The sequence below is a fragment of the Brevibacillus sp. FW301-21C12A genome (assembly GCF_058788915.1).
On sequence record NZ_JBYTBG010000017.1, the window covers coordinates 58,719 to 82,652 of the forward strand.

18 protein-coding genes and 1 pseudogene are annotated in these 23,934 nt (G+C 57.1%); 16 read left to right on the forward strand and 3 right to left on the reverse strand.

Features of this window, described 5'->3' with window-relative positions:
- The first annotated feature begins 149 nt into the window (after positions 1-149).
- The 14 genes from AC3WQH_RS12990 (at position 150) to AC3WQH_RS13055 (ending at position 17,248) form a co-directional block, all read left to right on the forward strand.
- Positions 150-1,676 (forward strand): glutathione ABC transporter substrate-binding protein, encoded by a 1,527-nt coding sequence (locus AC3WQH_RS12990; protein ID WP_290425993.1) that lies wholly within the window; start codon positions 150-152, stop codon positions 1,674-1,676.
- Between the two features lie 259 nt (positions 1,677-1,935).
- Positions 1,936-2,862 (forward strand): bile acid:sodium symporter family protein, encoded by a 927-nt coding sequence (locus tag AC3WQH_RS12995; protein WP_025847681.1) that lies wholly within the window; start codon positions 1,936-1,938, stop codon positions 2,860-2,862.
- A gap of 179 nt (positions 2,863-3,041) precedes the next feature.
- Positions 3,042-3,962, forward strand: coding sequence for a M15 family metallopeptidase (locus AC3WQH_RS13000; protein ID WP_007786394.1), 921 nt, complete (start codon positions 3,042-3,044; stop codon positions 3,960-3,962).
- Positions 3,963-4,093: 131 nt separating this feature from the next.
- Positions 4,094-4,741 carry a TetR/AcrR family transcriptional regulator gene (locus AC3WQH_RS13005; RefSeq protein WP_005829556.1) on the forward strand — a complete coding sequence of 216 codons (648 nt, stop codon included), beginning with the start codon at positions 4,094-4,096 and terminating at the stop codon, positions 4,739-4,741.
- Between the two features lie 227 nt (positions 4,742-4,968).
- Positions 4,969-5,505, forward strand: a complete 537-nt coding sequence (gene accB, locus AC3WQH_RS13010; RefSeq protein ID WP_025847684.1) for an acetyl-CoA carboxylase biotin carboxyl carrier protein — start codon at positions 4,969-4,971, stop codon at positions 5,503-5,505.
- A 33-nt stretch (positions 5,506-5,538) separates the two neighbouring features.
- On the forward strand, positions 5,539-7,665 hold the full coding sequence (locus AC3WQH_RS13015) for a methylmalonyl-CoA mutase family protein (protein WP_310669938.1): 2,127 nt from the start codon (positions 5,539-5,541) through the stop codon (positions 7,663-7,665).
- Positions 7,662-9,845 carry a methylmalonyl-CoA mutase gene (scpA, locus tag AC3WQH_RS13020; RefSeq protein ID WP_005829562.1) on the forward strand — a complete coding sequence of 728 codons (2,184 nt, stop codon included), beginning with the start codon at positions 7,662-7,664 and terminating at the stop codon, positions 9,843-9,845. The genes AC3WQH_RS13015 and scpA overlap by 4 nt, the downstream gene beginning before the upstream one ends.
- Complete coding sequence (meaB, locus tag AC3WQH_RS13025) at positions 9,842-10,888, forward strand: methylmalonyl Co-A mutase-associated GTPase MeaB (RefSeq protein ID WP_005829564.1); 1,047 nt, start codon at positions 9,842-9,844, stop codon at positions 10,886-10,888. The genes scpA and meaB overlap by 4 nt, the downstream gene beginning before the upstream one ends.
- Before the next feature lie 21 nt (positions 10,889-10,909).
- Positions 10,910-12,460, forward strand: a complete 1,551-nt coding sequence (locus AC3WQH_RS13030; RefSeq protein ID WP_025847690.1) for an acyl-CoA carboxylase subunit beta — start codon at positions 10,910-10,912, stop codon at positions 12,458-12,460.
- Between the two features lie 17 nt (positions 12,461-12,477).
- Entirely contained in the window at positions 12,478-12,939 is a 462-nt protein-coding gene (locus AC3WQH_RS13035; RefSeq protein WP_492332069.1) for an acetyl-CoA carboxylase biotin carboxyl carrier protein, read from the forward strand.
- Positions 12,940-12,953: 14 nt separating this feature from the next.
- The gene (gene accC, locus AC3WQH_RS13040) at positions 12,954-14,330 is read left to right on the forward strand and encodes an acetyl-CoA carboxylase biotin carboxylase subunit (protein ID WP_492332070.1); all 1,377 of its coding nucleotides are present in this window, start codon (positions 12,954-12,956) and stop codon (positions 14,328-14,330) included.
- 376 nt (positions 14,331-14,706) lie between these two features.
- The gene (locus AC3WQH_RS13045; protein WP_492332071.1) at positions 14,707-16,185 is read left to right on the forward strand and encodes an Lsa family ABC-F type ribosomal protection protein; all 1,479 of its coding nucleotides are present in this window, start codon (positions 14,707-14,709) and stop codon (positions 16,183-16,185) included.
- 114 nt (positions 16,186-16,299) lie between these two features.
- Positions 16,300-16,884: a hypothetical protein gene (locus tag AC3WQH_RS13050; RefSeq protein ID WP_492332072.1), complete on the forward strand. Its 585-nt coding sequence runs from the start codon at positions 16,300-16,302 to the stop codon at positions 16,882-16,884.
- Between the two features lie 25 nt (positions 16,885-16,909).
- On the forward strand, positions 16,910-17,248 hold the full coding sequence (locus AC3WQH_RS13055; protein WP_005829576.1) for a hypothetical protein: 339 nt from the start codon (positions 16,910-16,912) through the stop codon (positions 17,246-17,248).
- 398 nt (positions 17,249-17,646) lie between these two features.
- Here the strand turns inward: AC3WQH_RS13055 and AC3WQH_RS13060 are convergent, their stop codons facing one another.
- Both AC3WQH_RS13060 and AC3WQH_RS13065 read right to left on the reverse strand, forming a co-directional pair.
- A complete protein-coding gene (locus tag AC3WQH_RS13060; RefSeq protein WP_026557146.1) occupies positions 17,647-18,642 on the reverse strand; it encodes a homoserine kinase in 996 nt (331 codons plus the stop codon).
- Between the two features lie 52 nt (positions 18,643-18,694).
- Positions 18,695-19,470, reverse strand: a protein-coding gene (locus AC3WQH_RS13065) for an IS5 family transposase (RefSeq protein WP_309478711.1) whose coding sequence is annotated in 2 segments (ribosomal slippage) — positions 18,695-19,143 and positions 19,143-19,470 — 777 coding nt in all. Because the reading frame shifts where the segments join, the coding sequence is not laid out codon by codon here.
- Positions 19,471-19,519: 49 nt separating this feature from the next.
- Here AC3WQH_RS13065 and AC3WQH_RS13070 point away from each other — a divergent pair.
- Positions 19,520-20,983, forward strand: a pseudogene (locus tag AC3WQH_RS13070) (TOMM precursor leader peptide-binding protein); the annotation flags it as partial.
- 32 nt (positions 20,984-21,015) lie between these two features.
- A complete protein-coding gene (locus AC3WQH_RS13075) occupies positions 21,016-22,617 on the forward strand; it encodes a SagB family peptide dehydrogenase (RefSeq protein ID WP_005829590.1) in 1,602 nt (533 codons plus the stop codon).
- A 62-nt stretch (positions 22,618-22,679) separates the two neighbouring features.
- Here the strand turns inward: AC3WQH_RS13075 and AC3WQH_RS13080 are convergent, their stop codons facing one another.
- On the reverse strand, positions 22,680-23,933 hold the full coding sequence (locus AC3WQH_RS13080; RefSeq protein WP_005829592.1) for a cation:proton antiporter: 1,254 nt from the start codon (positions 23,931-23,933) through the stop codon (positions 22,680-22,682).
- Position 23,934 lies beyond the last annotated feature (1 nt).

Sequence of the window (23,934 nt, forward strand, 5' to 3'; positions counted from 1 at the left end):
GTCTTTTTGTACAGTTTAAGAATGGATAAGATTCTTATCCAGTATAAGGGCAACGAAGGCTAAGGCAATGGCTTGGCGCAGCCAAGTTTTCTCATCCAAAACAAGCGCGCCTCACAGGCTTACAGGGAAAGGATGCGAGAGAGTCCACCATGATCCGAAAGAGACTTTTCCACAGCTTGCTTGGACTGCTGCTCGCAGCGACGATGCTTGCGGGCTGTTCCATGGGGGTGGAACCGCCTGCGGAAAACGAGAGCCCGCCACCAAAAGCGGGGGCTGAGGGAGGCACCTTGGTCGTCGCCCGCATGTCTGATGCGACCAATCTCGACCCGCACTTCATTTCTACCATCAATGCAGCCAGTGTGGTGCACCAAAAAGTTTACGAGGGGCTGGTCAAGCGGGATGCCAACATGGTGATCGCGCCGCAGCTTGCCCTCTCCTGGAGGCAGGTGAACGACCTGGTGTGGGAGTTCAAGCTGCGTCAGGGCGTGTTCTTCCACGACGGTACACCGTTTGACGCTGCAGCGGTCAAAAAGACGCTGGACCGGGTGATGGACCCAAAAACGGCTTCTCCGCGGGCTGCGATGTTCGACAAGATCAAGGAAGTCAAAATCATCGACCCGTACACGGTGCAGTTTCTTTTGGAAAAGCCGTTTGCGCCGCTGCTGTCCATTTTGGCCAGTCACGAAGGCAGCATCATCAGCCCGAAAGCCATCGACGAGTACGGCCGCGAGCTTTCCGCGCACCCTGTCGGGACAGGGCCGTTTCTGTTTCGCTCCTGGGAGCCTGGCCGGCAGATCGTGCTGGACAAAAACCCGCACTATTGGGGCGATCAGCCGAAGCTCGATCGCGTCGTTTTCCGCGTCGTCGCCGACGACACGAAGCGGATTGCGCTGGTCGAAAACGGCGAGGCCCATGTGGCCGAGTCCATTCCGGTGCAGGACATCGAGCGGCTGTCCGCGTCCAATCGTCTGCGCGTCTACCGCAGCGAGGCGTTGGGCACGGAGTTTATCGGGTTCAACGTGGCGGCGGGGCCGCTGCGCGATCTCCGCGTCAGACAGGCGATCAGCTCTGCCATCGAGACGGGCGCGATCATCAAAGGCGTGTACAACAACGTAGGAACGCAGGCCAATTCGCCGCTCGGCCCGAAAGTGTTCGGCTACAGTCCTTCCGTCAAAAGCTATCCGTACGACTTGAACAAAGCGCGGGAGCTGCTCGCCAAAGCCGGCTATCCGAACGGCTTTTCCATCCGCATGCTGACCTATGACCGCAACGACCGCGTTATGGTCGCGCAGGTGATCCGCTCGCAGCTAAAAGGAATCGGGATTGATGCCAGGCTCGAAGTGGTCAGCTACGCCGATTTTGTCACGCAGATCGAGAAGACGAGGACCCACGAAATATTCGTCAGCGGCTGGGGCAATGCGACAGGCGATGCGGACTACAATCAGTACAACCTGTTTCACACCCAGGGCGGCGGGGCCGGAAACAGCTTTCAGTACAGCAACCCGGAGCTGGACAGGCTACTTGACGCCGGAAGAGTGGAGACAGACCCGGCCAAAAGGCTTGCGATCTACGCCAAGGCGCAGGAGCTGGAGCTGCGCGACGCTTTGCTCGTACCGATCCGCAACCTGGAAAACCTCGCCGTCATCAGCACGGACATCCAGGGCTTTTCCATCTGATGCTCGATCAGGTGAGTTTGCAAAAATAAAAAAGGCGGCAGCACGGCGCACGAAGTGGCTGTGCTCCAGGGCGGAACCCGAAGACGCGCTTGCACAACAGCGCGTCTTTTTGTTGCTTTGTTACGCGCAGGCTATAGCTGTATAGGTTTTAAGTATAGATAGAATGGTCGAAAAGGATAGAAGAATCAAAAAACGTGCAGTATAATCAAAAATATTTTAAATAGCCGTAAAACATAGAGAAAGAGTAGGAGAGAGAAACATGCATACTGTGGAGAGAATCAGCAAGTTTGTCGGCAGCACGTTTTCGCTATGGGTGATCCTGTTTGCCATTCTCGGTTTTTTCATGCCGGAAGCGTTCGTCGGAGGAAAAGGCTACATCTCGTTTTTGCTCGGGAGCATTATGTTCGGGATGGGGCTGACATTGTCGTCCGAAGATTTTCGCGAAGTGTTTCGCAGGCCAGTCGATGTGCTGATCGGCGTCGTCGGCCATTATTTGATTATGCCTTCGCTCGCGTTCATCCTCGCGGTTACGTTGCAGCTTCCGCCTGATATTGCCGTCGGCGTCATTTTGGTCGGCTGCTGTCCAAGCGGAACGGCGTCCAACGTCATGACCTATTTGTCAAAAGGGGACGTGGCGCTCGGTGTGTCCATCGCCGCCGTGTCCACGCTGATCGCGCCGATTGCCACGCCTGCGCTCATCTCGCTTTTGGCCGGCAAGTGGATGGCGATTGATGCGAAGTCGCTGTTTCTCGATATCGTCCTGGTTGTGATTGTGCCGATTGTACTCGGTGTCATCGTCAAGGCGTTTTTCGGCAAGCAGGCGGAGGCGAGTGCAAAAGCGCTGCCGCTCGTATCCACCATCGCGATTGTGCTGATCGTGGCGATCGTCGTCGCCCTGAACAAAGGCAAGATCGTCGAAACGGGCATGATGATTTTCGCAGTCGTCATCTTGCACAATGTGCTCGGCTACTTGCTCGGCTATTTCTTCGCCAAGCTGTTCGGGCTGAACCTGGCCAAGCGCAAAGCGGTCACGCTGGAAACAGGGATGCAAAACTCCGGTCTCGGCGCCGCGCTTGCAGCCGCTCACTTCAACCCGCTGGCAGCCGTGCCGAGCGCCATTTTCAGCGTCTGGCACAATCTGTCCGGGTCGGTGCTCGCTACGTACTTTGCGAAAAAAGAAGAATAGTACGTATGACAACCGATCGCTCGGGGTGGCATGATGATTTTTTGCCGATACAGACAACGTTCCTGTAACGAAACGGGCCCGATTTATGTCATAATGGGTACGTACTTCCGCTTTGCAGGACGTACCCAACACCTTTTGGGCTGACTTTGTAGCCGGGCCCGATTCGAAAGGACGTCAAGATGAAACGTTTTGCCAATTGTACAAACCATCCGATCATACTGGTAACGGCAGCGCTTCTTGCGCTGTCGGGGTGCAGCGGCTTGGCCGGGCCTGCTCCGCAGGAAAAAACGGCTCCGCCCGCGACAGCGCCGGAACAGACGAAGCAGAAGAGCGTAAAGCCAGAGGAGAGCAAGCCGGCGGATCAGCAGCCGGCACCTTCTGCAAAAACCGCGCCGCCGGCCGAGGCCAAGCCGGATGAGGCAAAGCAAACCGAAGCGCAACCGCCGAAAAAGCCGCCTGCCACAGCGGCCGCAGACACCGAGGCGATGCTTGCGGATATCGAGGTAGTCGCCGAGCCAGCGAGCATGGCCGTTCTCGTCAACAAGCAGCGCAAGCTCCCGGAAAACTACACGCCAACCGACCTCGTTTTCCCGAATGTGCCTTACCTGCTCCCGAAAAAGAGCGAGAAGCGGAAGCTGCGCAAAGAGGCAGCAGCGGCACTGGAAGCGTTGTTTGCTGCGGCGAAAGCAGACGGAGTCTCGCTTGCGGGCGTATCCGCCTACCGCTCCCACACCTATCAAAAAGCGCTGTTCAACCGCTACGTGCAAAAAGACGGAGTAGAAAAGGCGCGCACGTACAGCGCCGTGCCTGGCACGAGCGAGCATGAGACGGGACTTGCGATCGACGTCTCCGGCATCGACGGCAAATGCGCCGCGACGAGCTGCTTTGCGGACACAAAAGAAGCGAAGTGGCTTGCCGAGCACGCTCAGGAATACGGCTTTATCATCCGCTACCCGGAAGGCAAAGAGGCGATTACCGGCTACATGTACGAACCGTGGCATTTGCGCTATGTCGGGACAGAAATCGCCAAGGAAATCAAAGCGCAAGGCATCACCCTGGAAGAGTATTTGGGCGTGGTTCCAGCTTCCGCAAGCGAATAGCGATCATCCGCAAAACGCGACGCCGATTTTTCGCCCGATGAAAAATCGGCGTTTTTCCTGCCCGGCTGCTGTTCGCGCAATCTGCCATTGAGAAACGGATTTCTATGCTATAATGATCTCGGGTGAAGATAATGAGCGAAAAATCAATCAGAGAACGAATCATCGAAACATCCATGCGCTTGTTCGAAGCACATGGCTACCACCGGGTGACCGTCGACCAAATCGTCAAGGAAAGCGGAACCTCGAAGGGAGGATTTTATCACAACTTCAAATCCAAGGATGAACTCCTCTACATCATTCACGACCAATTCATTACGTACGTTCTGGAAAAAGCAGAGGAAGCTTACGAGAAATGGGATACGCCGACGGAACGCCTGCAGGCGATCGTAAAATCGTTTGTCATGATGATTGATCTGTACCGCTCACAGGTAACGATTTTTTATCAGGAAAGCCTCTTTTTGACCCCGGAATATTTTACGGATATTGAAACGAAGCGGGATCGCTACAAAAAGATCATGTTTACGGTCATCTCGGACGGGATTCAGTCAGGCGAATTTCGGCCGGAGCTGCCTGTGCCGATCGTCTCCATGGCGATTTTCGGCATGGTCAACTGGATTTACAAATGGTATCAAAAAACAGGGACGTACTCGATCGAGCAGATTGCGGACATTTACGCCGACATGGTGCTGCATTCCGTTTTGAAGCCCGAGGCGATGGAAAATCCGGCGTTCAACCGTTTTTTCCTGACGTCTGGCGACACGCCGTTCAAGTCGTTTTAAAGCAGGAGGGATCAGGCGGCTACTCGCCGTTTGCTGGCAAGAGAGCAGGGGCATAGTCGCTTCACGGTCCGCTTAAAAATGTATCGCGCAGACTGACTGGTTGGTCTGTACTATTATTCAGATATTTGCTATAATCAGCAAAAGACCAACTGGTCGGTCCAGTAGACACTCCACAGACCAACCAGTCGGTTCGTAAAAGACAGACTCGGAACACGGGAGGAATAAGTGTGCTGACGATCTATGAATTGAGAGAACTTGTAAAGCTGTTGGAGCAGACGGACATAGAATCGCTCGAAGTAAAAGACGAGGAATCCCGCCTGCGCATCAAACGACGCACGAATGAGACTGCGACAGCCGACAAAGCGGCCTACGTGCAAAAGACGGAGCCTGGCAAAAAAGCGGCTGCGGTCGTTGCCTTGCCACAACCTGAAAAAGCGCCTGTCCAGCAACCGAAGCCGCAACCTGTGGCTGTAGCTGTAGCAGAAAAAGTCGCTCCGGCCGCAGTCGCTGAACAGACGGAAAGTTTGCACAAAATTACCTCCCCGATGGTCGGGACCTTCTATGCCGCTCCGGCCGAGGATGCTCCGCCGTACGTTTCCGCGGGCGACCGCGTAGAGCCGTCAAGCATCGTTTGTATTGTCGAGGCCATGAAGCTGTTTAACGAGATTGAGGCAGAGGTAAAAGGGGAAATCGTTCAAGTACTGGTGGAAAATGGTCAGTTGGTTGAGCATGGTCAGCCGCTGTTTCTCGTAAAGCTTGCCTAGAAGGAAAGCGCGATTGAAGGGAGGTCTGGACAAGTGAACAAAGACACGCTGTTTACGCAATTTCCCGTGCCGACGTACGAGCAGTGGCGGGAAGCCGCAGAAAAATCGTTGAAGGGCGCGTCATTCGATGCCAAACTGTTGACCAAGACGTATGAAGGAATCGTCCGCCAGCCGATCTACCGGACGGAAGATGTCGCAACATTGCCACAGCTAGACGTGGAGCCGGGCCAGGCGCCATTTGTCAGGGGAACGAAAAGTCCGTACGGAGGCGGCGCACAGCGCTGGGAGGTCTGCCAGGAGATGACGGCCTCGGACGCCAAGTCGTTTAACGAAACGGCCCTCGCGGATTTGGCTCGCGGACAAACGATGCTGCACCTCGTCCTCGACCGGGCGGCACGGGCAGGACTGGACCCGGATGAAGCGCTGCCAGAAGACATCGGAGCAGGAGGCGTCTCGCTTTTTTCCGTGGAGGATTTGGCTGAGGCGCTGCGTGGACTGAACCTGGAGGAACTGCCGATTTTCATCCCATCCGGGCCGCTCGGCTTGCCAGTGTTTGCCCTCGTGTTGGCTCATCTGGAAGCGAGCGGGTGCAAAGCCGGAGAACTGCGCGGCTGCATCGGCCAAGACCCGGTGGCAGCGCTGCTCGCAGATGGCGAGCTTCCGTACTCGCTGGACACGGCGTTTGCCGCCATGGCGAAAATGACGCGCTGGGCGAGCGAGCATGCGCCGCAGCTCAAAACGATTCTCGTCCAAGGCAACGCCTACTACGAAAGCGGCGGTCATGCGGTTGCCGAGCTTGCGTTTTCGCTGGCGACGGGCGTCGACTACATCCAGGCCATGCTGGAGCGCGGGCTGTCGATTGAGGAAGCGGCGGGCCGGATGCAGTTTTCTTTTTCCGTCGGCTCTGACGTGTTCATGGAAATCGCGAAGCTGCGGGCCGCGAAAATGCTCTGGGCGAATATCGTCGCTTCCTATGGAGGCTCGACCGAGGCCCAGAAGATGAAGATTCACGCGCGGACGGCCGCCTGGACGAAAACGGTGTACGATCCGTACGTCAACATGCTGCGCGCGACGACGGAAGCGTTTTCAGCGATTGTGGGGGGGGTCGACAGCTTGGATGTGTCCGCGTTCGACGAAGCGATCCGTCCGGCAACCGATTTTTCCCGACGAATCGCGCGCAACACGCAAATCATTTTGGAGCAGGAGGCCCATCTGGCGAAGGTGGCAGACCCTGCCGGCGGCTCGTGGTACGTGGAATGGCTCACCGATGAGCTGGCGAAAAAAGCGTGGGAGCTGTTTTTGCAGGTAGAGGAAAAGGGCGGCATGCTTCGGGCGCTGGCGGAAGGCTTCCCGCAAAGCGTGATTGCAGAGAGCGCCGCGCGCAAGGAAAAAGATATCGCCGAGCGCAAAAGCCGCATCGTCGGCACGAATATGTATCCGAATCCGTCCGAGCAGCCGTTGCCGCAACAGGCGGCACCTGCCCTGCATGAACAGCGCATCGCCGCACTGCACGCTCATCGGGCGAGAACAGCGCCGTCTGCGTTTTCCGAACGGCTGGCAAAGCTCGCGCACGACGCAGAAGAGTGGGTCGGCCATGCGGTACAGGCCGCGCTCGCCGGAGCGACCATAGGCGATCTCGCCAAAGCGTTGACCCGCTCCGGGCAAACAGCGACCGTCATTGCCCCGCTGCGCACGCACCGCGCGGCCGAGGCGTTTGAAGCGCTCCGCAAACAGGCGGACGACTATACGCACAGGACCGGGCAGCGCCCGAGCGTCTTTCTCGCGGCAGTCGGCCCTGTGGCGAAGCATAAGGCGAGGGCGGATTTTGCCGCCGAGTTTTTTGCCGTCGGAGGCTTTGCGGTTTTGCGCCCGCAAGCATACGGCACTGCCGCAGAGGCCAAGGAAGCGGCGCTCGCCTCCGGAGCCAAAATTACCGTCATCTGCTCCGACGATGCGAGCTATCCCGAACTGGTGCCGCCGCTCGCCCAGGCGCTCAAGCAGGAAGCTGCCGACATGACCGTGCTGCTTGCCGGCTTGCCTGACGCCGAGCAGTTGGCCGCGTACAAGGCGGCTGGTGTAGATGACTGCATCCATTTGCGCTCCAATTGCTATCAGATGCTGCGAGAACTTCAGGAGCGGACAGGAGTGAGCTCACGATGAACAGACCTGATTTTTCCAAAGTGCCGTATCGTGGCAGCCGGGACATTTCCGATCTGTTTCCAAACCATGTGGCATCCGCCGAAGCGAAAAAGCTTCTGGATGAGCAGATTTGGCAGACGCTGGAGCAAATTCCCGTCAAGCCTCTCTATACAAAAGAAGACGTGCAAGGCATGACGCATCTCGGCTACATGCCGGGCTTGCCGCCGTATTTTCGCGGGCCGTATCCGACGATGTACGTGACGCAGCCGTGGACGGTGCGCCAGTATGCCGGCTTTTCCACGGCGGAGGAGAGCAACGCCTTCTATCGCCGCAATTTGGCGGCCGGACAAAAAGGGCTGTCGATTGCCTTTGACCTCGCGACGCATCGCGGCTACGATTCCGACCACCCGCGGGTCGTCGGCGACGTCGGGAAGGCCGGGGTGGCGGTAGACTCGATTCTCGACATGAAAATTTTGTTCGACGGCATTCCGCTGGACAAAATGTCTGTCTCGATGACGATGAACGGAGCGGTGCTGCCGATCATGGCGTTTTACATCGTGGCGGCAGAAGAGCAGGGCGTCTCGCAGGACCAGTTGACCGGAACGATCCAAAACGACATTTTGAAGGAATACATGGTGCGCAATACGTACATTTATCCGCCGGAAGCGTCGATGAAGATCATTTCCGATATTTTCGCCTACACCTCGAAGCACATGCCGAAATTCAACAGCATCAGTATTTCCGGCTACCACCTGCAGGAAGCGGGCGCGACGGCGGACATCGAGCTGGCGTACACGCTGGCAGACGGGCTGGAGTACGTGCGCACAGGGCTTGCCGCAGGGATCGACATCGACGCATTCGCGCCGCGCCTGTCGTTTTTCTGGGCGATCGGCATGAACTACTTCATGGAAGTCGCGAAAATGCGGGCAGCCCGCCTGATCTGGGCGAGCCTCATCAAGCAGTTCAACCCGAAAAACGAAAAGTCGATGGCGCTGCGAACCCACTCGCAGACGTCCGGCTGGAGCCTGACGGAGCAAGACCCGTACAACAACGTCGTGCGGACGTGCATCGAAGCGATGGCGGCGGCGCTCGGGCATACCCAGTCGCTGCATACGAACGCGCTCGACGAGGCAATCGCGCTGCCGACCGACTTTTCTGCCCGGATTGCGCGCAACACACAGCTTTTTTTGCAGGACGAGACGCAGATTACGAAGGTCGTCGATCCGTGGGCTGGCTCGTACTACGTCGAGTCGCTGACGGCGCAGCTCGTGGAAAAAGCGTGGGCGCACATCGAAGAGATCGAAGCGCTGGGCGGCATGGCCAAGGCGATTGAGACCGGCCTGCCGAAAATGAAGATCGAGGAAGCGGCCGCAAGACGCCAGGCGCACATCGACTCGGCGAAGGAAGCGATCATCGGCGTAAACAAATACCGGCTGGACAAGGAAGACCCGCTGGAAATTCTCGAAGTCGACAATACGGCGGTGCGCGAGGCGCAAATCCGGCGGTTGCAGGAGCTGCGCCAAAACCGCGACGAGGCGAGAGTGCAGGCGGCTCTGGCGGCGATTACGGAGTGCGCGCGCACAGGCGAAGGCAACCTGCTTGCGCTGGCGATCGAAGCGGCGCGGGCACGGGCTTCGCTCGGGGAAATATCCGACGCCTACGAAAAAGTGGTCGGCCGCCACAAAGCGGTCATTCGCTCGATCAGCGGCGTCTACAGCTCGGAATACGCGGATGCGGAAGAAGTGGCAGCCGTGCGCAAGATGGCGGACGAGTTCGAGCAGTGGGAAGGCCGACGCCCGCGCATCATGATCGCCAAAATGGGCCAGGACGGGCACGACCGGGGCGCCAAAGTGATCGCGACTGCTTTTGCCGACCTCGGCTTTGACGTCGACATCGGGCCGCTGTTCCAGACACCGGAGGAAACAGCCAAGCAAGCGGTGGAAAACGACGTGCACGTCATCGGCTTCAGCTCGCTGGCCGCAGGGCACAAGACGCTGCTGCCGCAACTCGTCGAGGAGCTGAAAAAGCTCGGGCGCGAGGACATCGTCGTCGTCATCGGCGGGGTCATTCCGCCGCAAGATTACGCGTTTTTGCGCGAGCACGGCGCTGCTGCCATCTTCGGTCCGGGTACGGTGATTCCGGTAGCGGCCCAGCACGTTTTGCAGGAGATTGTGCATCGGCTGGAGGCTGCTGGCCTATGAGCGCAGGTGGAGACGGCAAGGCTTCGCTGAACTTTTCCTCCAAAGTCCGCCTCCCGCGCCTCTCCGTCGAGCAGTACGTAAAGGGCGTGCGCGAAAACAACCGGACCGTGCTCGCGCAGGCGATTACGCTTGTCGAGAGCAACTCCGCCGCCCATATGGAGATGGCCCAGGAGGTTATCCGCCAGCTTTTGCCGCACACGGGAAATTCGATTCGCATCGGCGTGTCCGGCGTGCCGGGAGCGGGCAAGAGTACGTTTATCGAAGCATTTGGCACGATGCTGTGCGAAAAAGGCCACCGGGTCGCCGTGCTCGCGGTCGATCCGAGCAGCACGGTGACGCGCGGCAGCATTCTCGGGGACAAGACGCGGATGGAGCTGTTGTCGCGCAATCCGCAGGCGTTCATCCGGCCGTCCGCGACGGGCGGGACGCTTGGCGGCGTCAACCGCAAGACGCGGGAGACGATGCTGATTTGCGAAGCGGCAGGTTACGACGTGATTCTGGTCGAGACGGTCGGTGTCGGGCAAAGCGAGACGACGGTCAGGTCGATGGTCGATTTCTTTTTGCTGCTGATGCTGACGGGAGCGGGCGACGAGCTGCAAGGCATCAAAAAAGGCATCATGGAAATTGCCGATGCGCTGTTGATTCACAAGGCAGACGGGGAAAACCGCACCCGCGCGCTGATCGCCAAGGGCGAATACAACCGGGTGCTGCACTACTTGCAGCCTGCGACAACCGGCTGGGAGACGAAGGCGTACATGTGTTCGTCCGTGACAGGCGAAGGGATTCCCGAGATATGGGACGTCATCGGACAGTTCCGCGAGACGACCGTGAAGTCAGGCGGCTTCGAGGCCCGGCGCAAGGCGCAACTGCTCGACTGGATGCACAGCATGGCGCAGGACTATTTGCGCGCGACGTTTTTCGGCAATCCGCAGGTCGCGCAACTGCTGCCGGCGATTGAACAGGCTGTAGCCAGCGGAGAGCTGTCGCCGACGAGCGCCGTTCAGCAACTGGTGGCAGTCTACGAAAAAGCGATCATGAAATAGGGACAGGAAGAAGGTCGGACGATGAGCGATATGTACGAAAAAATCGACGAATTGATGGAACGCAAATTCAAAATCCAGTTGGGCGGCGGCGATGCGCGCATTGATGCCCAGCACAACCGCGGCAAGCTGACCGCCCGCGAGCGGATCGAGTTGCTGCTCGACCCGGACACGTTCGTGGAGCTGAATCCGTTTGTCGAGCACCGGGCCACGCACTTTGGGCTGGACCAGATGGAAGCGCCCGGCGAAGGCGTCGTGACGGGCTACGGCAAAATCAACGGGCGCCCCGTCTACTTGTTCGCGCAAGATTTTACCGTGTTTGGCGGCGCGCTCGGAGAAATGCACGCGATGAAAATTGCCAAGGTGATGGATTTGGCGGCGAAAAACGGCGCTCCGTTCATCGGGCTGAACGACTCCGGCGGCGCGCGCATCCAGGAAGGCGTCAGCTCGCTTGACGGCTACGGGACGATTTTTTACCGCAATGCGATCTACTCCGGCGTCATCCCGCAGATCTCAGTCATTCTCGGCCCGTGCGCAGGCGGCGCTGTCTACTCTCCGGCGATTACCGACTTCGTGTTCATGGTGGAAAAGACAAGCCAGATGTTCATTACGGGTCCGAAAGTCATCGAAACGGTGACGGGCGAGAAAATTTCCGCGGAAGATTTGGGCGGCGCGCGGGTGCATTCTTCCGTCAGCGGCAACGCCCACTTCACGGCCGAGTCCGAGCAGGAGGTGCTCGAAAGCGTGCGCAGGCTGCTTGGCTTCCTGCCGCAAAACAACCGCGATCGCGCCCCTGTGGCGGAAGCGGAAGTCGGCAAGGACTGGCAGGAGGAACTGTTGGAGCTGGTGCCTGCCGAGAGCACTAAAGTGTACGATGTGCGCAAGGTGATCGAAAAAATCGTCGACTTCGGCGACTTCATGGAGGTGCAGCCGAACTTCGCCCGCAACATCGTCATCGGACTGGCCCGCATCGACGGACACAGCGTCGGGATCATCGCCAACCAGCCGAAGGTGATGGCTGGAGGACTCGACATTCATTCCTCCGACAAGCTGGCGCGGTTCATCCGCTTCTGCGATTGCTTCAACATCCCGCTCTTGACCTTCGAGGACGTCTCCGGCTTTTTCCCGGGGATCAACCAGGAGCACGGGGGAATCATCCGCCACGGCGCGAAAATTTTGTACGCCTACTCGGAAGCGACCGTGCCGAAGATCACCGTCATTTTGCGCAAGGCATACGGCGGAGCTTACGTGGCGCTCAACTCCAAGTCGATTGGCGCCGATATCGTCTACGCCTGGCCGAATGCGGAAATCGCCGTGATGGGACCGGAAGGCGCAGCCAATGTCATTTTTGCCAAGGAAATCGAGAGCAGCGAAGACCCGGCAGCGACGCGCGCGGAAAAAATCGCGCTCTACCGCGAGAAGTTCGCCAATCCGTACGTCGCAGCCAGCCTGGGCATGGTCGACGATGTGATCGACCCGCGCGAAACTCGCCTGAAGGTCGCCCAGGCGTTGGAGATGCTCCGCAACAAGCAGGAAGAGCGTCCATATAAAAAGCATGGGAACATCCCATTGTAAGAGGGGAGCGTCTTGGAATGAAGCTGCATGAACTGCGTGAATTTATCAAGCTGGTGAACCAGTCCTCGATCGAGGAGCTGGAATGGCAAAAGGGCAAGACCCGGATCGTCATCAAAAAAAGCGAGCCTGTCGCTGTAGCGGCAGCCGAGCTCCCTGTGCAAGCAAGCGAAGTCGAGCAAGGCTACCAGGAAGCAGCGGCCACGGCTGAGGCAGAGCCTGTCGCCACCGTCGCCGAAGAAAAAGTGCCAGAGGAAGCGACACAGCTTGTCCTGTCCACATCCGTCGGCATCTTTTACGCGCAAGTGACCGTCGGCCAGGCGATCAAGGCGCAGGAGGTAGTCGGACGCTGCACCGTGGACGCGCTGCAACTGTCGTCCGACATTGTGTCGCCGGCGGCAGGGATCGTGACGGAAGTGCTTGTACCGGACGGTCAGCTCGTCGATTACGGCAGAGCGTTGCTGGTCGTCAAACCACAGTAAGAAGGAGCGTTCCTATGTTCACGAAAGTATTGATTGCCAATCGCGGCGAAATCGCCGTGCGCATTATTCGGGCGTGCCAGGAGCTGGGAATCGCCACAGTCGCCGTCTACTCGGAAGCAGACCGCGAAGCGCTGCACGTCGAGCTGGCAGACGAAGCGTATTGCATCGGCCCGAAGGAATCGAAGGACAGCTACTTGAACATGGCCCGGATCATGACGGTTGCCTTGCTCACAGGCGTGGATGCGATTCATCCCGGCTACGGCTTTTTGGCGGAAAACGCTTCGTTTGCCCAACTGTGCCAGGATTGTTCGATTACGTTCATCGGCCCTGATCCTGACGCGATCACGAAAATGGGAGACAAAGCTGTCGCCAAAGCGACGATGAGCGCAGCGAATGTGCCGCTCGTCCCAGGCACGGACGGACTGATCGACGACATCGACGAAGCGCTGCAGGTGGCTGAGAAAATCGGCTATCCCGTGATCGTCAAGGCGACGGCGGGCGGAGGCGGCAGAGGCATGCGCGTCGCCTTTGACGCCGAGGAGCTGGAAAAAGCAATTCGCCAGGCGCAAAAAGAGGCGGAGACGGCTTTTGGCAACGCGGGCGTGTACCTGGAGAAATACGTCGAGGAGCCGCGCCATGTGGAGATTCAGGTGATGGGCGACAAGCACGGCAACGTCGTTCACCTGGGCGAGCGGGACTGCTCGATCCAGCGCCGACACCAGAAGCTGGTGGAGGAAGCGCCATCGCCTGCGCTCGATCCGGAGCTGCGCGAGCGGATGGGGCAAGCGGCTGTCGCGGCCGCGAAGGCGGTTTCGTACCACGGAGCAGGCACCGTCGAATTTTTGCTCGATCGGCACGGACAGTTTTACTTCATGGAAATGAACACGCGCATCCAGGTCGAGCATCCGGTCACGGAAATGATTACGGGCATCGACCTCATCAAAGAGCAGATTTCGGTCGCGGCGGGCAATCCGCTGTCCTTTTCCCAGGAAGACGTCAAAATCAACGGCTGGGCGATCGAGTGCCGGATCAATGCGGAAAACCCAGCGAAAAATTTCATGCCGTCGCCAGGAAAGGTCCGCAACTACTTGCCGCCGGGAGGCTACGGCGTGCGCGTCGACAGCGCCGTTTACCCGTGCTACGAGATTTCGCCGTTTTACGATTCCATGGTCGCCAAGCTGATCGTGTGGGGCACAAGCCGCGAAGAAGCGCTTGCTCGCATGAAGCGGGCCTTGCGCGAGTTCGTGATCGAAGGCGTGCACACGACCATTCCGTTTCACGAAAAGCTGCTGGAGCATCCTGATTTTGTCTCGGGCCATTTCGCGACCAACTTTTTGGAGAAAAATCCGCTGGAGCTGAAGGAAACCGAAGCCGCAAGCGGCGGCAAATGACGAAAGCGCTCGGGTTCGGTTCGCCAGGCGGGCAAGGGGCAGAAGCTCTGCGCGCAGCCTGGCGACACCGGGACATTTGCTCGTGGAGCGAGCGTGCCGGATAGTTGATAGAAGCAGCGCGGTATGGTAAGATAGTTGTACTTTGATGACTGGAGTTGAAGCCGATGAAGTAAGCTTTCTTGCTCAAAAAAGGAAAACAAGTGCGTTTTTTTCGCATGCTTATTTCCTTCTATGCAAGAAAGTTACTACATCTGTTCACTCAAGCGATATATCCAAATCCGGCTCCTGGGTGGAGTAGGTTTTGTTATACGTATTTGAGCTGCAAGAGAGTAACTTTCTTGCAGCTCTTCTATTTTTATCCAGGGGGGATGAGGTTATGTCGACCATCAAAGTGACGAATCTGACTTTTGCCTATGATGGCAGTTTCGATAACATTTTTGAAAACGTGAGCTTCCAGATTGATACCGATTGGAAGCTCGGCTTTACCGGAAGGAACGGCAGAGGGAAGACGACATTTCTGAACCTGCTGCTCGGCCGCTATGAATACAGCGGCACGATCTCGGCGCAGGTGCAGTTCGAATATTTTCCGTATCCAATCGAAAACAAGGAGCGAATCACCGCAGAGATCATCCAGGAGATGATTCCCGATTACATGCACTGGGAGCTTCTGCGCGAGTTTTCCTTTTTGCAGATGGACGAGGAAGTGTTGGAGCGGCCATTTGCGACGTTGTCCAACGGCGAGCAGACGAAGGTGCTTCTTGCGGCCTTGTTTTTGAAAGAAAACAGCTTTTTGCTGATTGATGAGCCGACGAACCATCTGGACATGGGCGCCAGAAAGCTCGTCAGCGACTACCTCCAGAAGAAAAGCGGCTTTATTCTCGTCTCTCACGACAGAGCTTTTCTCGACAACTGCGTCGACCACATCCTGTCTATCAACAAGACGAACATTGAGATTCAAAAAGGCAATTTTTCGACGTGGTGGGAGAACAAAGAGCGGCAGGACAACTATGAGCTGGCCGAAAACGAGCGGCTGAAAAAGGACATCAGACGGCTGTCCGAGTCCGCGAAGCGCACCAGCAACTGGTCGCACGAAGTGGAAAAAACGAAAAACGGCACGAGAAATTCCGGCTCCAAGGTAGACAAAGGGTACGTCGGCCACAAGGCAGCGAAAATGATGAAGCGCGCAAAATCGCTGGAGCAGCGTCAGCATGCGGCCATCGAGGAAAAGTCCAAGCTGCTGAAAAACGTGGAGCAAGGCGACACGTTAAAAATCGCTCCGCTTGCTTACCATAAAGATCGCCTGGTCGAGCTTGTGGACGTTGCGATTTTTTACGGAGACAAACAGGTCACGAGCGGCATCCGCTTTTCGGTTTCGCAAGGGGAGCGAATCGCGCTGTCGGGGAAAAACGGCTCGGGCAAATCGAGCATCCTCAAGCTGATTTGCGGCGAGGACGTGCGCTACACGGGAACATTCCGCAAAGGAAGCCAACTGAAAATTTCCTACGTCTCCCAGGATACATCGCACCTACAGGGCAATTTGACGGATTACGCCAGAAGCAACGGGCTGGACGAAAGCTTGTTCAAAGCGATCCTTCGCAAGCTCGATTTTTCCCGCGTGCAATTTGAAAAGGATATGGCCGCTTTCAGCGGGGGACAGAAGAAAAAGGTGCTGATCGCGAAAAGCTTGTGCGAGCGGGCGCATCTGTACGTATGGGATGAGCCGCTGAACTTTATCGACGTCATTTCGCGCATGCAGATCGAGGAGCTGCTTTTGGAGCACGCGCCGACGATTTTGTTTGTGGAGCATGACAGCGAGTTTTGCAAAAATATCGCGACAAAGGTTATCGAGTTGTAGCAGGAAGGCTGGTTTGGCAGGGCGATGCGAGAGGGCGCCGCCACTTGTTCTTGTCCTGTTTTGCACCGCCTGGACATACGGTGTAAGGAGGGACATATACGTAGAGGTGGTATCATGAGCGCCGTTTTCCAGATTTTTGCGTTCGTCATTATCGCGTACGTCTGGTTTGCCTGGCTGGTCTGGCGAAGAAGAGGGCACATACAGCCGATGCACGGGATGGTAGGCGCCATGGCGATCGGGATGCTGGTTGGGCTGATCGCTGGTCTGTTGTTTGGGCTCGTATTCCAAGGGAGCCTTTCTCGTTCCACGCTGTGGGGGATGTCGTCAGGCGCGGCGGCAGGCTTTTTGGTGGGCTTGCCCTTGTCGACGCTGACCGTGGTGGAAGGCACGCTATCCGGCCTGATGGCGGGCATGATGGGGGCTATGCTTGGTGAAATGATAACGCTGGAGCAGGCGGAGCCGCTTTTGTTTTTTCTGGTGATGCTGTACACGGCATGTCTTTTGCTGATGGAGAGGTGGCATCTGCCTGAACAGAAGAAGGCGGAGCCGTCCGCAAAGTTGCTTGCGCTACGGCATCCCGTCGTCGGGGCTTTGCTGTTGCTCGCTGTGTTTGTCTGGTTTCAGGCGATGAGCTTCGCGCTCCCCGAGTCAGGCGAGCGCCCAGCCAATCCGATGCATCATGAACAACGACAGAAGTGACCGACAGGAAGAACAGGAGGAAGGTATGGCGTTAAGCAAAAAAGGCACACGGAAAATTACCGTGGGGCAAACGGAATACCGCTGGGTGGTCAGCCCCGCTGCCGACGGGCTGATCGTCGTCACGATTCAGCATGCGGAAGGAACCGGGCAGTTGATCCGCGTCTATGCCAAAGCGGACGTGCATGACGCGAGGTCGGCGGGTGCGAGCGGCTCAGCGCCAACGCGCGAGCGCCGGGCAATCAAGCCATCTGACGTGGAGGCGATCATCACGGAAGCGGTGGCGCAAGGGTGGGTCCCGGAAAAAAGCGGGGCCCCGCTCGGCTTTGACTGGAAGGGGAGTACGCTACTCAAGCGAGGCAGGTAGAGGGGGCATACGCCTTGTCGGGTAAAAAATAAAAGGGCAGTGGTCGGTCAGGAGCAACGCGCAGTATGCCGCAAGCATACGTGCAGCACGCTCCAGGTGGGCCGCTGCCTTTTTGGATCGGTTACAATTTTGGTAAGCATCGTTGTTTGGCGAAGGAGGGGCTTGGGCAATGTGGTATAGCTATGCGGTTTGGCGATGCAGGTTGGCAATGCGGTTTGATTAGGTATAGTCTAGCAATACGGTGTGACAATGCGGTCTGGCAATACGGTTTAGCCATATGGCCGGGCTATATGGTTCAACAATACATTAGCCATTTCCTCAGACAAACAAACCGCCGCTTTCCAATCTCCACTTTTCCTCGCCATATTTGTTTACCATAATAATATTCTGTCAACCACCTATAATCCCTCAAGCATCTCCGCCAAGCTTTCCCCATGCTCAGCCAGCCAGATCATTTCTTTCGCGAAGCGGGCTGGAGGCACGCTGTGCTCGTCCATCCGCGCCGTAATCCACCAGGTGCTCTCCATATACCAAAGCAGCGACAGGGCAGTTGCCAACCAGCCGTCCGCCGACGCAGGCCGTTCCTCCTTGTATCCGGCCATGAAAGCCGAGGCGAGGGCAGGATCGAACTGCTCGTCCAACGCGTACGATAGGACCGCCCGCGCAACATCAAGCGCCGGGTAGTCGTACTTCAATCGGTCAAAATCGAGGATGGCCGCTACGCGCTCCGCACGAAACAAAATATTGTCCGCCCACAGATCGCGATGCGCCCACCCGCAGGGCAAAGCGGTGAACCGTTCCAGGTCCATTCTCTCGGTCGCGCGGATTTGCCATTCGATCTTGTCGAGAAGCTGCGGCTTTCCGGCTGCTTTCGCCTGGTCATAGACCGAGTGCCAATGAGCCAGCCGCTCTTCGCGGCGTGGGGGCGTAAACTGCGGGGATTTTTGCGTTCCAGCCGTTCCGTCGTTTAGCAGCCGGTGCATGGTTCCCGTCGCCCGGCCAAGCTCGTACATTTGCGCTGCATTTGCTTTTCCCGGCGGAACGAGGGTGCCTGGGCAAAATTCCATGACCAGAAACCGTTCTTTGCCAGCCGATTCCAACAAAAACTGTCCGGCGTGCGCCAGCAGCTTCGGGCAAGGGAGGCCCGCCGCATGCAATCTCGCTTGCTGGGAAAAAGCGAGAGCCAGGTCCGCCGAATGGTACAAGGCAAATCTGTCTTTGTTGTACTGCTTTAGCAAAAAGCTCCCATCTTCCGTGCTGATCTTCCATTTCAAATTGAGCCACCCCCGGTTGATGGGAGTGGCTTTGCTGATCGTCAGGCCGAAGAATTGCGCTACCGCCTCCGTCAAGTCAGCGAGAATCATTTCCTCGGTTGCAAGTGCGTTGCTTTTCACGTAACAGCCCCCTGTTCCAGCGTTCTGAATACTAGAGCGTGTCTGAAAACTCTTACTGAGTCAATTTAAAAATAGAGGCAATGTGTACAAACGCTAGGAATGATTTTGCCAATTTATCGTAGCGGGTGGCTATACGACGAAAATGCTTGATTTTATTGAAAAAGCACTCCACCAAGTGGCGTTCTTTGTAGCGATACCAATCCACATCCCAAGGTTCTTTACAGTTTGCTTTAGGAGGGATGGTAAAGGATGCTTCGCGTGATGTAATCCAGTTCCGAATTGCTTCTGAGCCATAGGCTTTATCGCCAAGAATATGACTACCAGCAATATCTAATTCTTGAAGTAAATCAATGGCGGGGACGCTATCATAGACCTGACCACCCGTCAGGAGAAAAGCGAGAGGATTACCTAAGCCATCAACGACGGTATGAAGCTTGGTTGTCTTGCCCCCACGGCTGACGCCGATATGCTGATTTACTTCGTGGCCGGGGGCGTTTTTTTAGCACCCGCACTATGTTGATGAGCTTTTATCGATGTAGAGTCGATGCTCAAGTTTTCAAAATCGGGTTCAACCTGGAGGGATTGAAAGATTGCTACAAGTAATCCTGTATCTCTCCATTGGCAAAAGTGACTATAAACTGTTTTCCATGAACCATAGAGTTCTTCGGGTAGATCGCGCCAAGCTGCACCGCTTCGTGCAATCCAAAGAATTGCGTTAAACATCGTCCGATTGCTTAATTTAGACGGTCTTCCTGTTCTGTATCGTGGAAACATATCTTTTATTTGATTCCACTGCTCATCACTTATTTCATACCGTCGTTGTATCATCCTCAGTGCTCCAATTCGTTTTTCTCATAGGATACCATATTTTTCTTTAGTTTTCAGATACGCTCTAGAGACGCTGGCAAGCTCTCGCCACTTTTTTCTCGCCGATCCGCTCTGCGGCATTTGCGGTCGTCTGGACGAGGACACGTCAGAGCGGGCGACGTTTGCCTGGAAGCCGAGTCCGAAGCGGCATCCGGACAGCTACCGCGTGAAGTCGATGGCGGAGTTGCAGCCCGCGCTGCGCACGGAATACGTGGATGCGCGGACAGGCTTTTTAAACGGGAAAATGCGCGATCTCGTCTCGGTTTACTCGGATGTGAGCGTCAATCTGCCGCTGTTTCCCCACGACGAAGCGACAGCGGGGCGGTCCAATTCCTATGCCGACAGCGAGTGGACGGCGATTCTGGAAGGGCTGGAGCGCTACTGCGGCTTGACGCCGCGCGGCAAAAAAACGGTCGTCTACGACTGCTACGCGAATCTGGCGGAGCACGCGCTCGACCCTGTGACATGCGGCGTTCATTCCCGGGAGCAGTACGCTATGCCCGGCTTTCCGTTTCAGCCGTTCGACCCGAAGCGACCGATGAACTGGGTATGGGGCTATTCCTGCATGAAGGAGCGGCCGATCCTCGTTCCCGAGCGGATGGCTTACTACAGTCTCGGCTACGGAGACGGATTCGTCTTCGAGACGTCCAATGGCTGTGCGATCGGGGGAAGCCTGGAGGAAGCGATTTTTTACGGCATGTTGGAAGTGGTGGAGCGCGATGCTTTTTTGCTCACCTGGTATGCCCGGCTGCCGCTGCCGAGGCTCGATCCGGCGACGTCCGGCGACCGGGAGCTGGACTTGATGCTCGCGCGGCTTGAGTCCGTCACCGACTACGACCTGCACTTGTTCAACGCGACGCTGGAAAACGGCATTCCGAGCGTGTGGATGATCGCGAAAAACCGCAAACAGACAGGGCTGAATCTCGTCTGCGCAGGCGGCGCCCATCCCGATCCGATCCGGGCAGTCAAAAGCGGGCTGCACGAGACGGCAGCGATGCTGAACAATTTGCACGACAAGTTTGAAGCGAACCGCGACCGCTATGTGCGCATGTACCACGACGCCTCGCTCGTGAAAAAAATGGACGATCACGCCATGCTCTACGGCTTGCCGGAGGCGGAAGAACGCCTCGGCTTTTTGCTCGAAAATAACGGGCCGCAGCAGTCGTTTGCCGAGGCGTTTGCGCAGCCGGGCAGGCACGCGGATCTGACAGACGACTTAAAGGCGCTGTTGGCTGTATTTCGCCGCTTGCAGCTCGACGTGATCGTCGTGGAGCAGACGACGCCAGAGGTGAGCCGCATCGGGCTGTCCTGCGTGCGCGTCCTGATTCCGGGGATGCTACCGATGACGTTTGGTCACCATTTGACGCGGCTGACCAATCTGGAGCGCGTCTTGCACGTTCCTGTCACGCTCGGCTACGCCAAACAGCCGCTCACGTACGCCCAACTGAATCCACATCCGCACCCGTTTCCGTAAAAGCAACGACCAAAGGGGGAGAGTGTGAGGAAATGAGCCTTGAGCGTTTCGTGCACGACCTGCATTTTGCCACCGAAAAAGTCAGGCCGCCCGATCTGGAAGTGAACTGGGACGACGCTCCGCTGCCCTACAAGCTGTATAGCGGCTTGCCGGCTGTGTCGTTGCCTGCGGAGGTGGCATTGTCACTGGCGGAGGAAAAGGTAGAGGGCGAACCGTCGCTCGCCCAGCTCGGCAGCCTGCTCTACTATATGTACGGACTGGCAAAAGTCAGCCAGACGGTATTTCCGCAAGAGGCCGCGGAGGAGGGGCTGTTTCCCGTGCAGTCTTACCGCAGGGCGATTCCTTCCGGCGGGGCGTTGTATCCGAACGAAGTCTACCTGTACGGAAAGCTCTCGTACATGGCCCAGGGCGTCTATCATTACGATGTGGCGCATCATCGGCTCGTGCTGCTTCGCGAAGGCGACTTCGATGCTTACGTAAGCCAGTCGCTCGGCCAGCGCTGCGCGCTTCACCATTGCTTTGGCGCGCTGTTTGTCTCCGCTTACTTTTGGAAAAACGCCTTTAAATACGACCTGTTTTCATACCGGCTGCAAGGGCTGGACACGGGAGTGCTGCTCGGGCAATGGTTGGCTTTGGCCGAGGGTTGCGGCATCGAAACAGGGGTGCACTATTTGTTTTTGGATCGCGCAATCAACCACCTGCTCGGCTTGTCCGGAAACGAAGAGAGCGTGTACGCGATCATGCCGCTTGCAGCGAAGCGACAGGAAGCGTGGCCGCTGCCCGCAGCGCCGGGGCTTTCCGCTGGAGCGAAATCCCGAGGGGAGACGACGGCTGAACAACTGCTCCGGCAGCTAGAACCTGTCACGCATCGGTATCATATCGGCTCGCAGAGGCAAAAAGACTACCCGCTGCTGCGCAAAATGAATGAAGCGGCGATGTACGAGTCGACCGCTTCATTTGGAACTCCGCGAGCCGCCGCCGAGCAGCCAGTCGCGGACAGTGCAAAGAAGCGGCATGTTTTGCCGGACAGCTTGCCGCAGCGGTACGATTTCGCGGAGTTTTGCCGCCGCCGCACTTCGCCGGAGCTTGACTTTGTTTGGCGAAAAATCGCCCAGGAGCAGCTATCCGCTCTCTTGCAGGAGGCGTTCGGCGCTTTTCGCTACCGCCATGACCTCGGCGGCACAGACAGTGGGCTGCCCGCGCTCTGCGTCTGCATTCACCAGGTGGACGGCATCGAAAACGGGGCGTACCGCTACGAGCCAGACAGCCACAGTCTGCTGGCGAGACGGTACGGGGACCAGCGGCTGGAGCTGCAAGCGGGCATGACGCTCGACAATGTCAATCTGTTTCAGGTGCCGCTCTGCTTCCACGTAGCGGGGGAGCGAAACCAGTTGCGCGACAGATGGGGGGACAGAGGCTACAGGATTTTGCAGATGCAGGCGGGGATCGCGGTACACCGCTTGCTGCTTGGCGCTTTTTCCTGCGGGCTGGGAGGACATCCGCTGCTCGGGTACGATGTGGCGAAAAGCGACGGCATTTACGGGCTGGCAGATGAGCAGAAGACGTGCCTGATTCAGTTGCCCGTTGGCTCGTACAGGCCGCGAGTCCGCCTAGAGGGGAGCTTGCATGGGTAAAAAAAGAGAAGGCTGACGTGCGCCGGATGCACAGAAATCAGCCTTCTCTTCGTTATGGATGATTACCCTTGTTGCTTTTCCGCGCTTGGCGCAGGAGCAGATGCCTTGGCTGCTTTTGCCTGAAACATCCTCTCCAGCGGCAGCACTTTGCTGAGCAGGTTGTGAATATGTTTCGATTCCTTCGTCAGTACCGGGCCGAGAATGGCCAGAATCAGGACGTAGAGGGCGGTGAATGGCTGCAAAATTTCCAACAGTCCGCCTGCTTTCCCCATATTCGCAATCAGGATGGAAAATTCCCCGCGCGCCGTAATCGTCAGCCCGATGTTCGAGGAAGCGCGTGCCGACAAGCCTGCGCTGCGCCCGGCCAGAAGTCCGGCGGTGTAGTTTCCGATCAGCGTAATGGCGACAGCCGCCAGTGACAGCCAGACAGCTCCGCCGAGCTGAAGCGGGTCAATCGACAAGCCGAAGCTGAAGAAGAACATGGCGCCAAAAAAGTCGCGGAAAGGCAGAATCATGTGCTCAATTCTCTTCATATGGACCGTTTCTGCAAGGACCAGACCGACGAGCAAGGCGCCAATCGCCTCGGCTACGTGGATGGTTTCCGAGAAACCAGCTACGAGGAACAGGCCTGCAAAGACCGTCAACATGAAAAGTTCATTTGATTTGATATTGAGCGCACGGTTGAGCAATGGAACGAGCTTGCGCCCTACGATGATGAACAGAAGCATGTAGCCGAGTGCGATCAGCGCAGAAGTGAGGACGCCGACGACCGATGTGGCTCCGCTGAGCACGAGACCGGACATGATGGACAAGTAAACAGCGAGGAACAGGTCGTCAAACATAATCATGCCCAGAATCATTTCCGTTTCCGGGTTGGCTGTCCGTTTAAGATCCACCAGCACTTTTGCCACGATGGCTGTAGAGGAGATCGTCGTAATACCGGCGATAATGAGAATTTCTTTGAAAGGAACCCCGGCAAAGTACCCGAAGAGCAAGCCGAGCGTAAAGTTGATGCCTATATAGATAGTGCCGCCGATCGCGATAGAGCGTCCCGCTTTAATCAGACGGCCAACCGAAAATTCAAGCCCGACGTAAAACAAGAGGAACAAAACACCCATCCGACCCATGAAGTCAATGAGCGGTTCGCTTTCAATAAACCGAAAGTCGATCAGACCGATCGAAGCGGCGTGCGGCCCTACGGCCATGCCGATGAGGATGTAAAACGGAACGATGGAAAAGCGGAGTTTTTGCGAAATGAACCCTGCGATGGCAATCAAGCCAATGGCTAGACCAATTTCAAAGACGATGTGTTCCAAA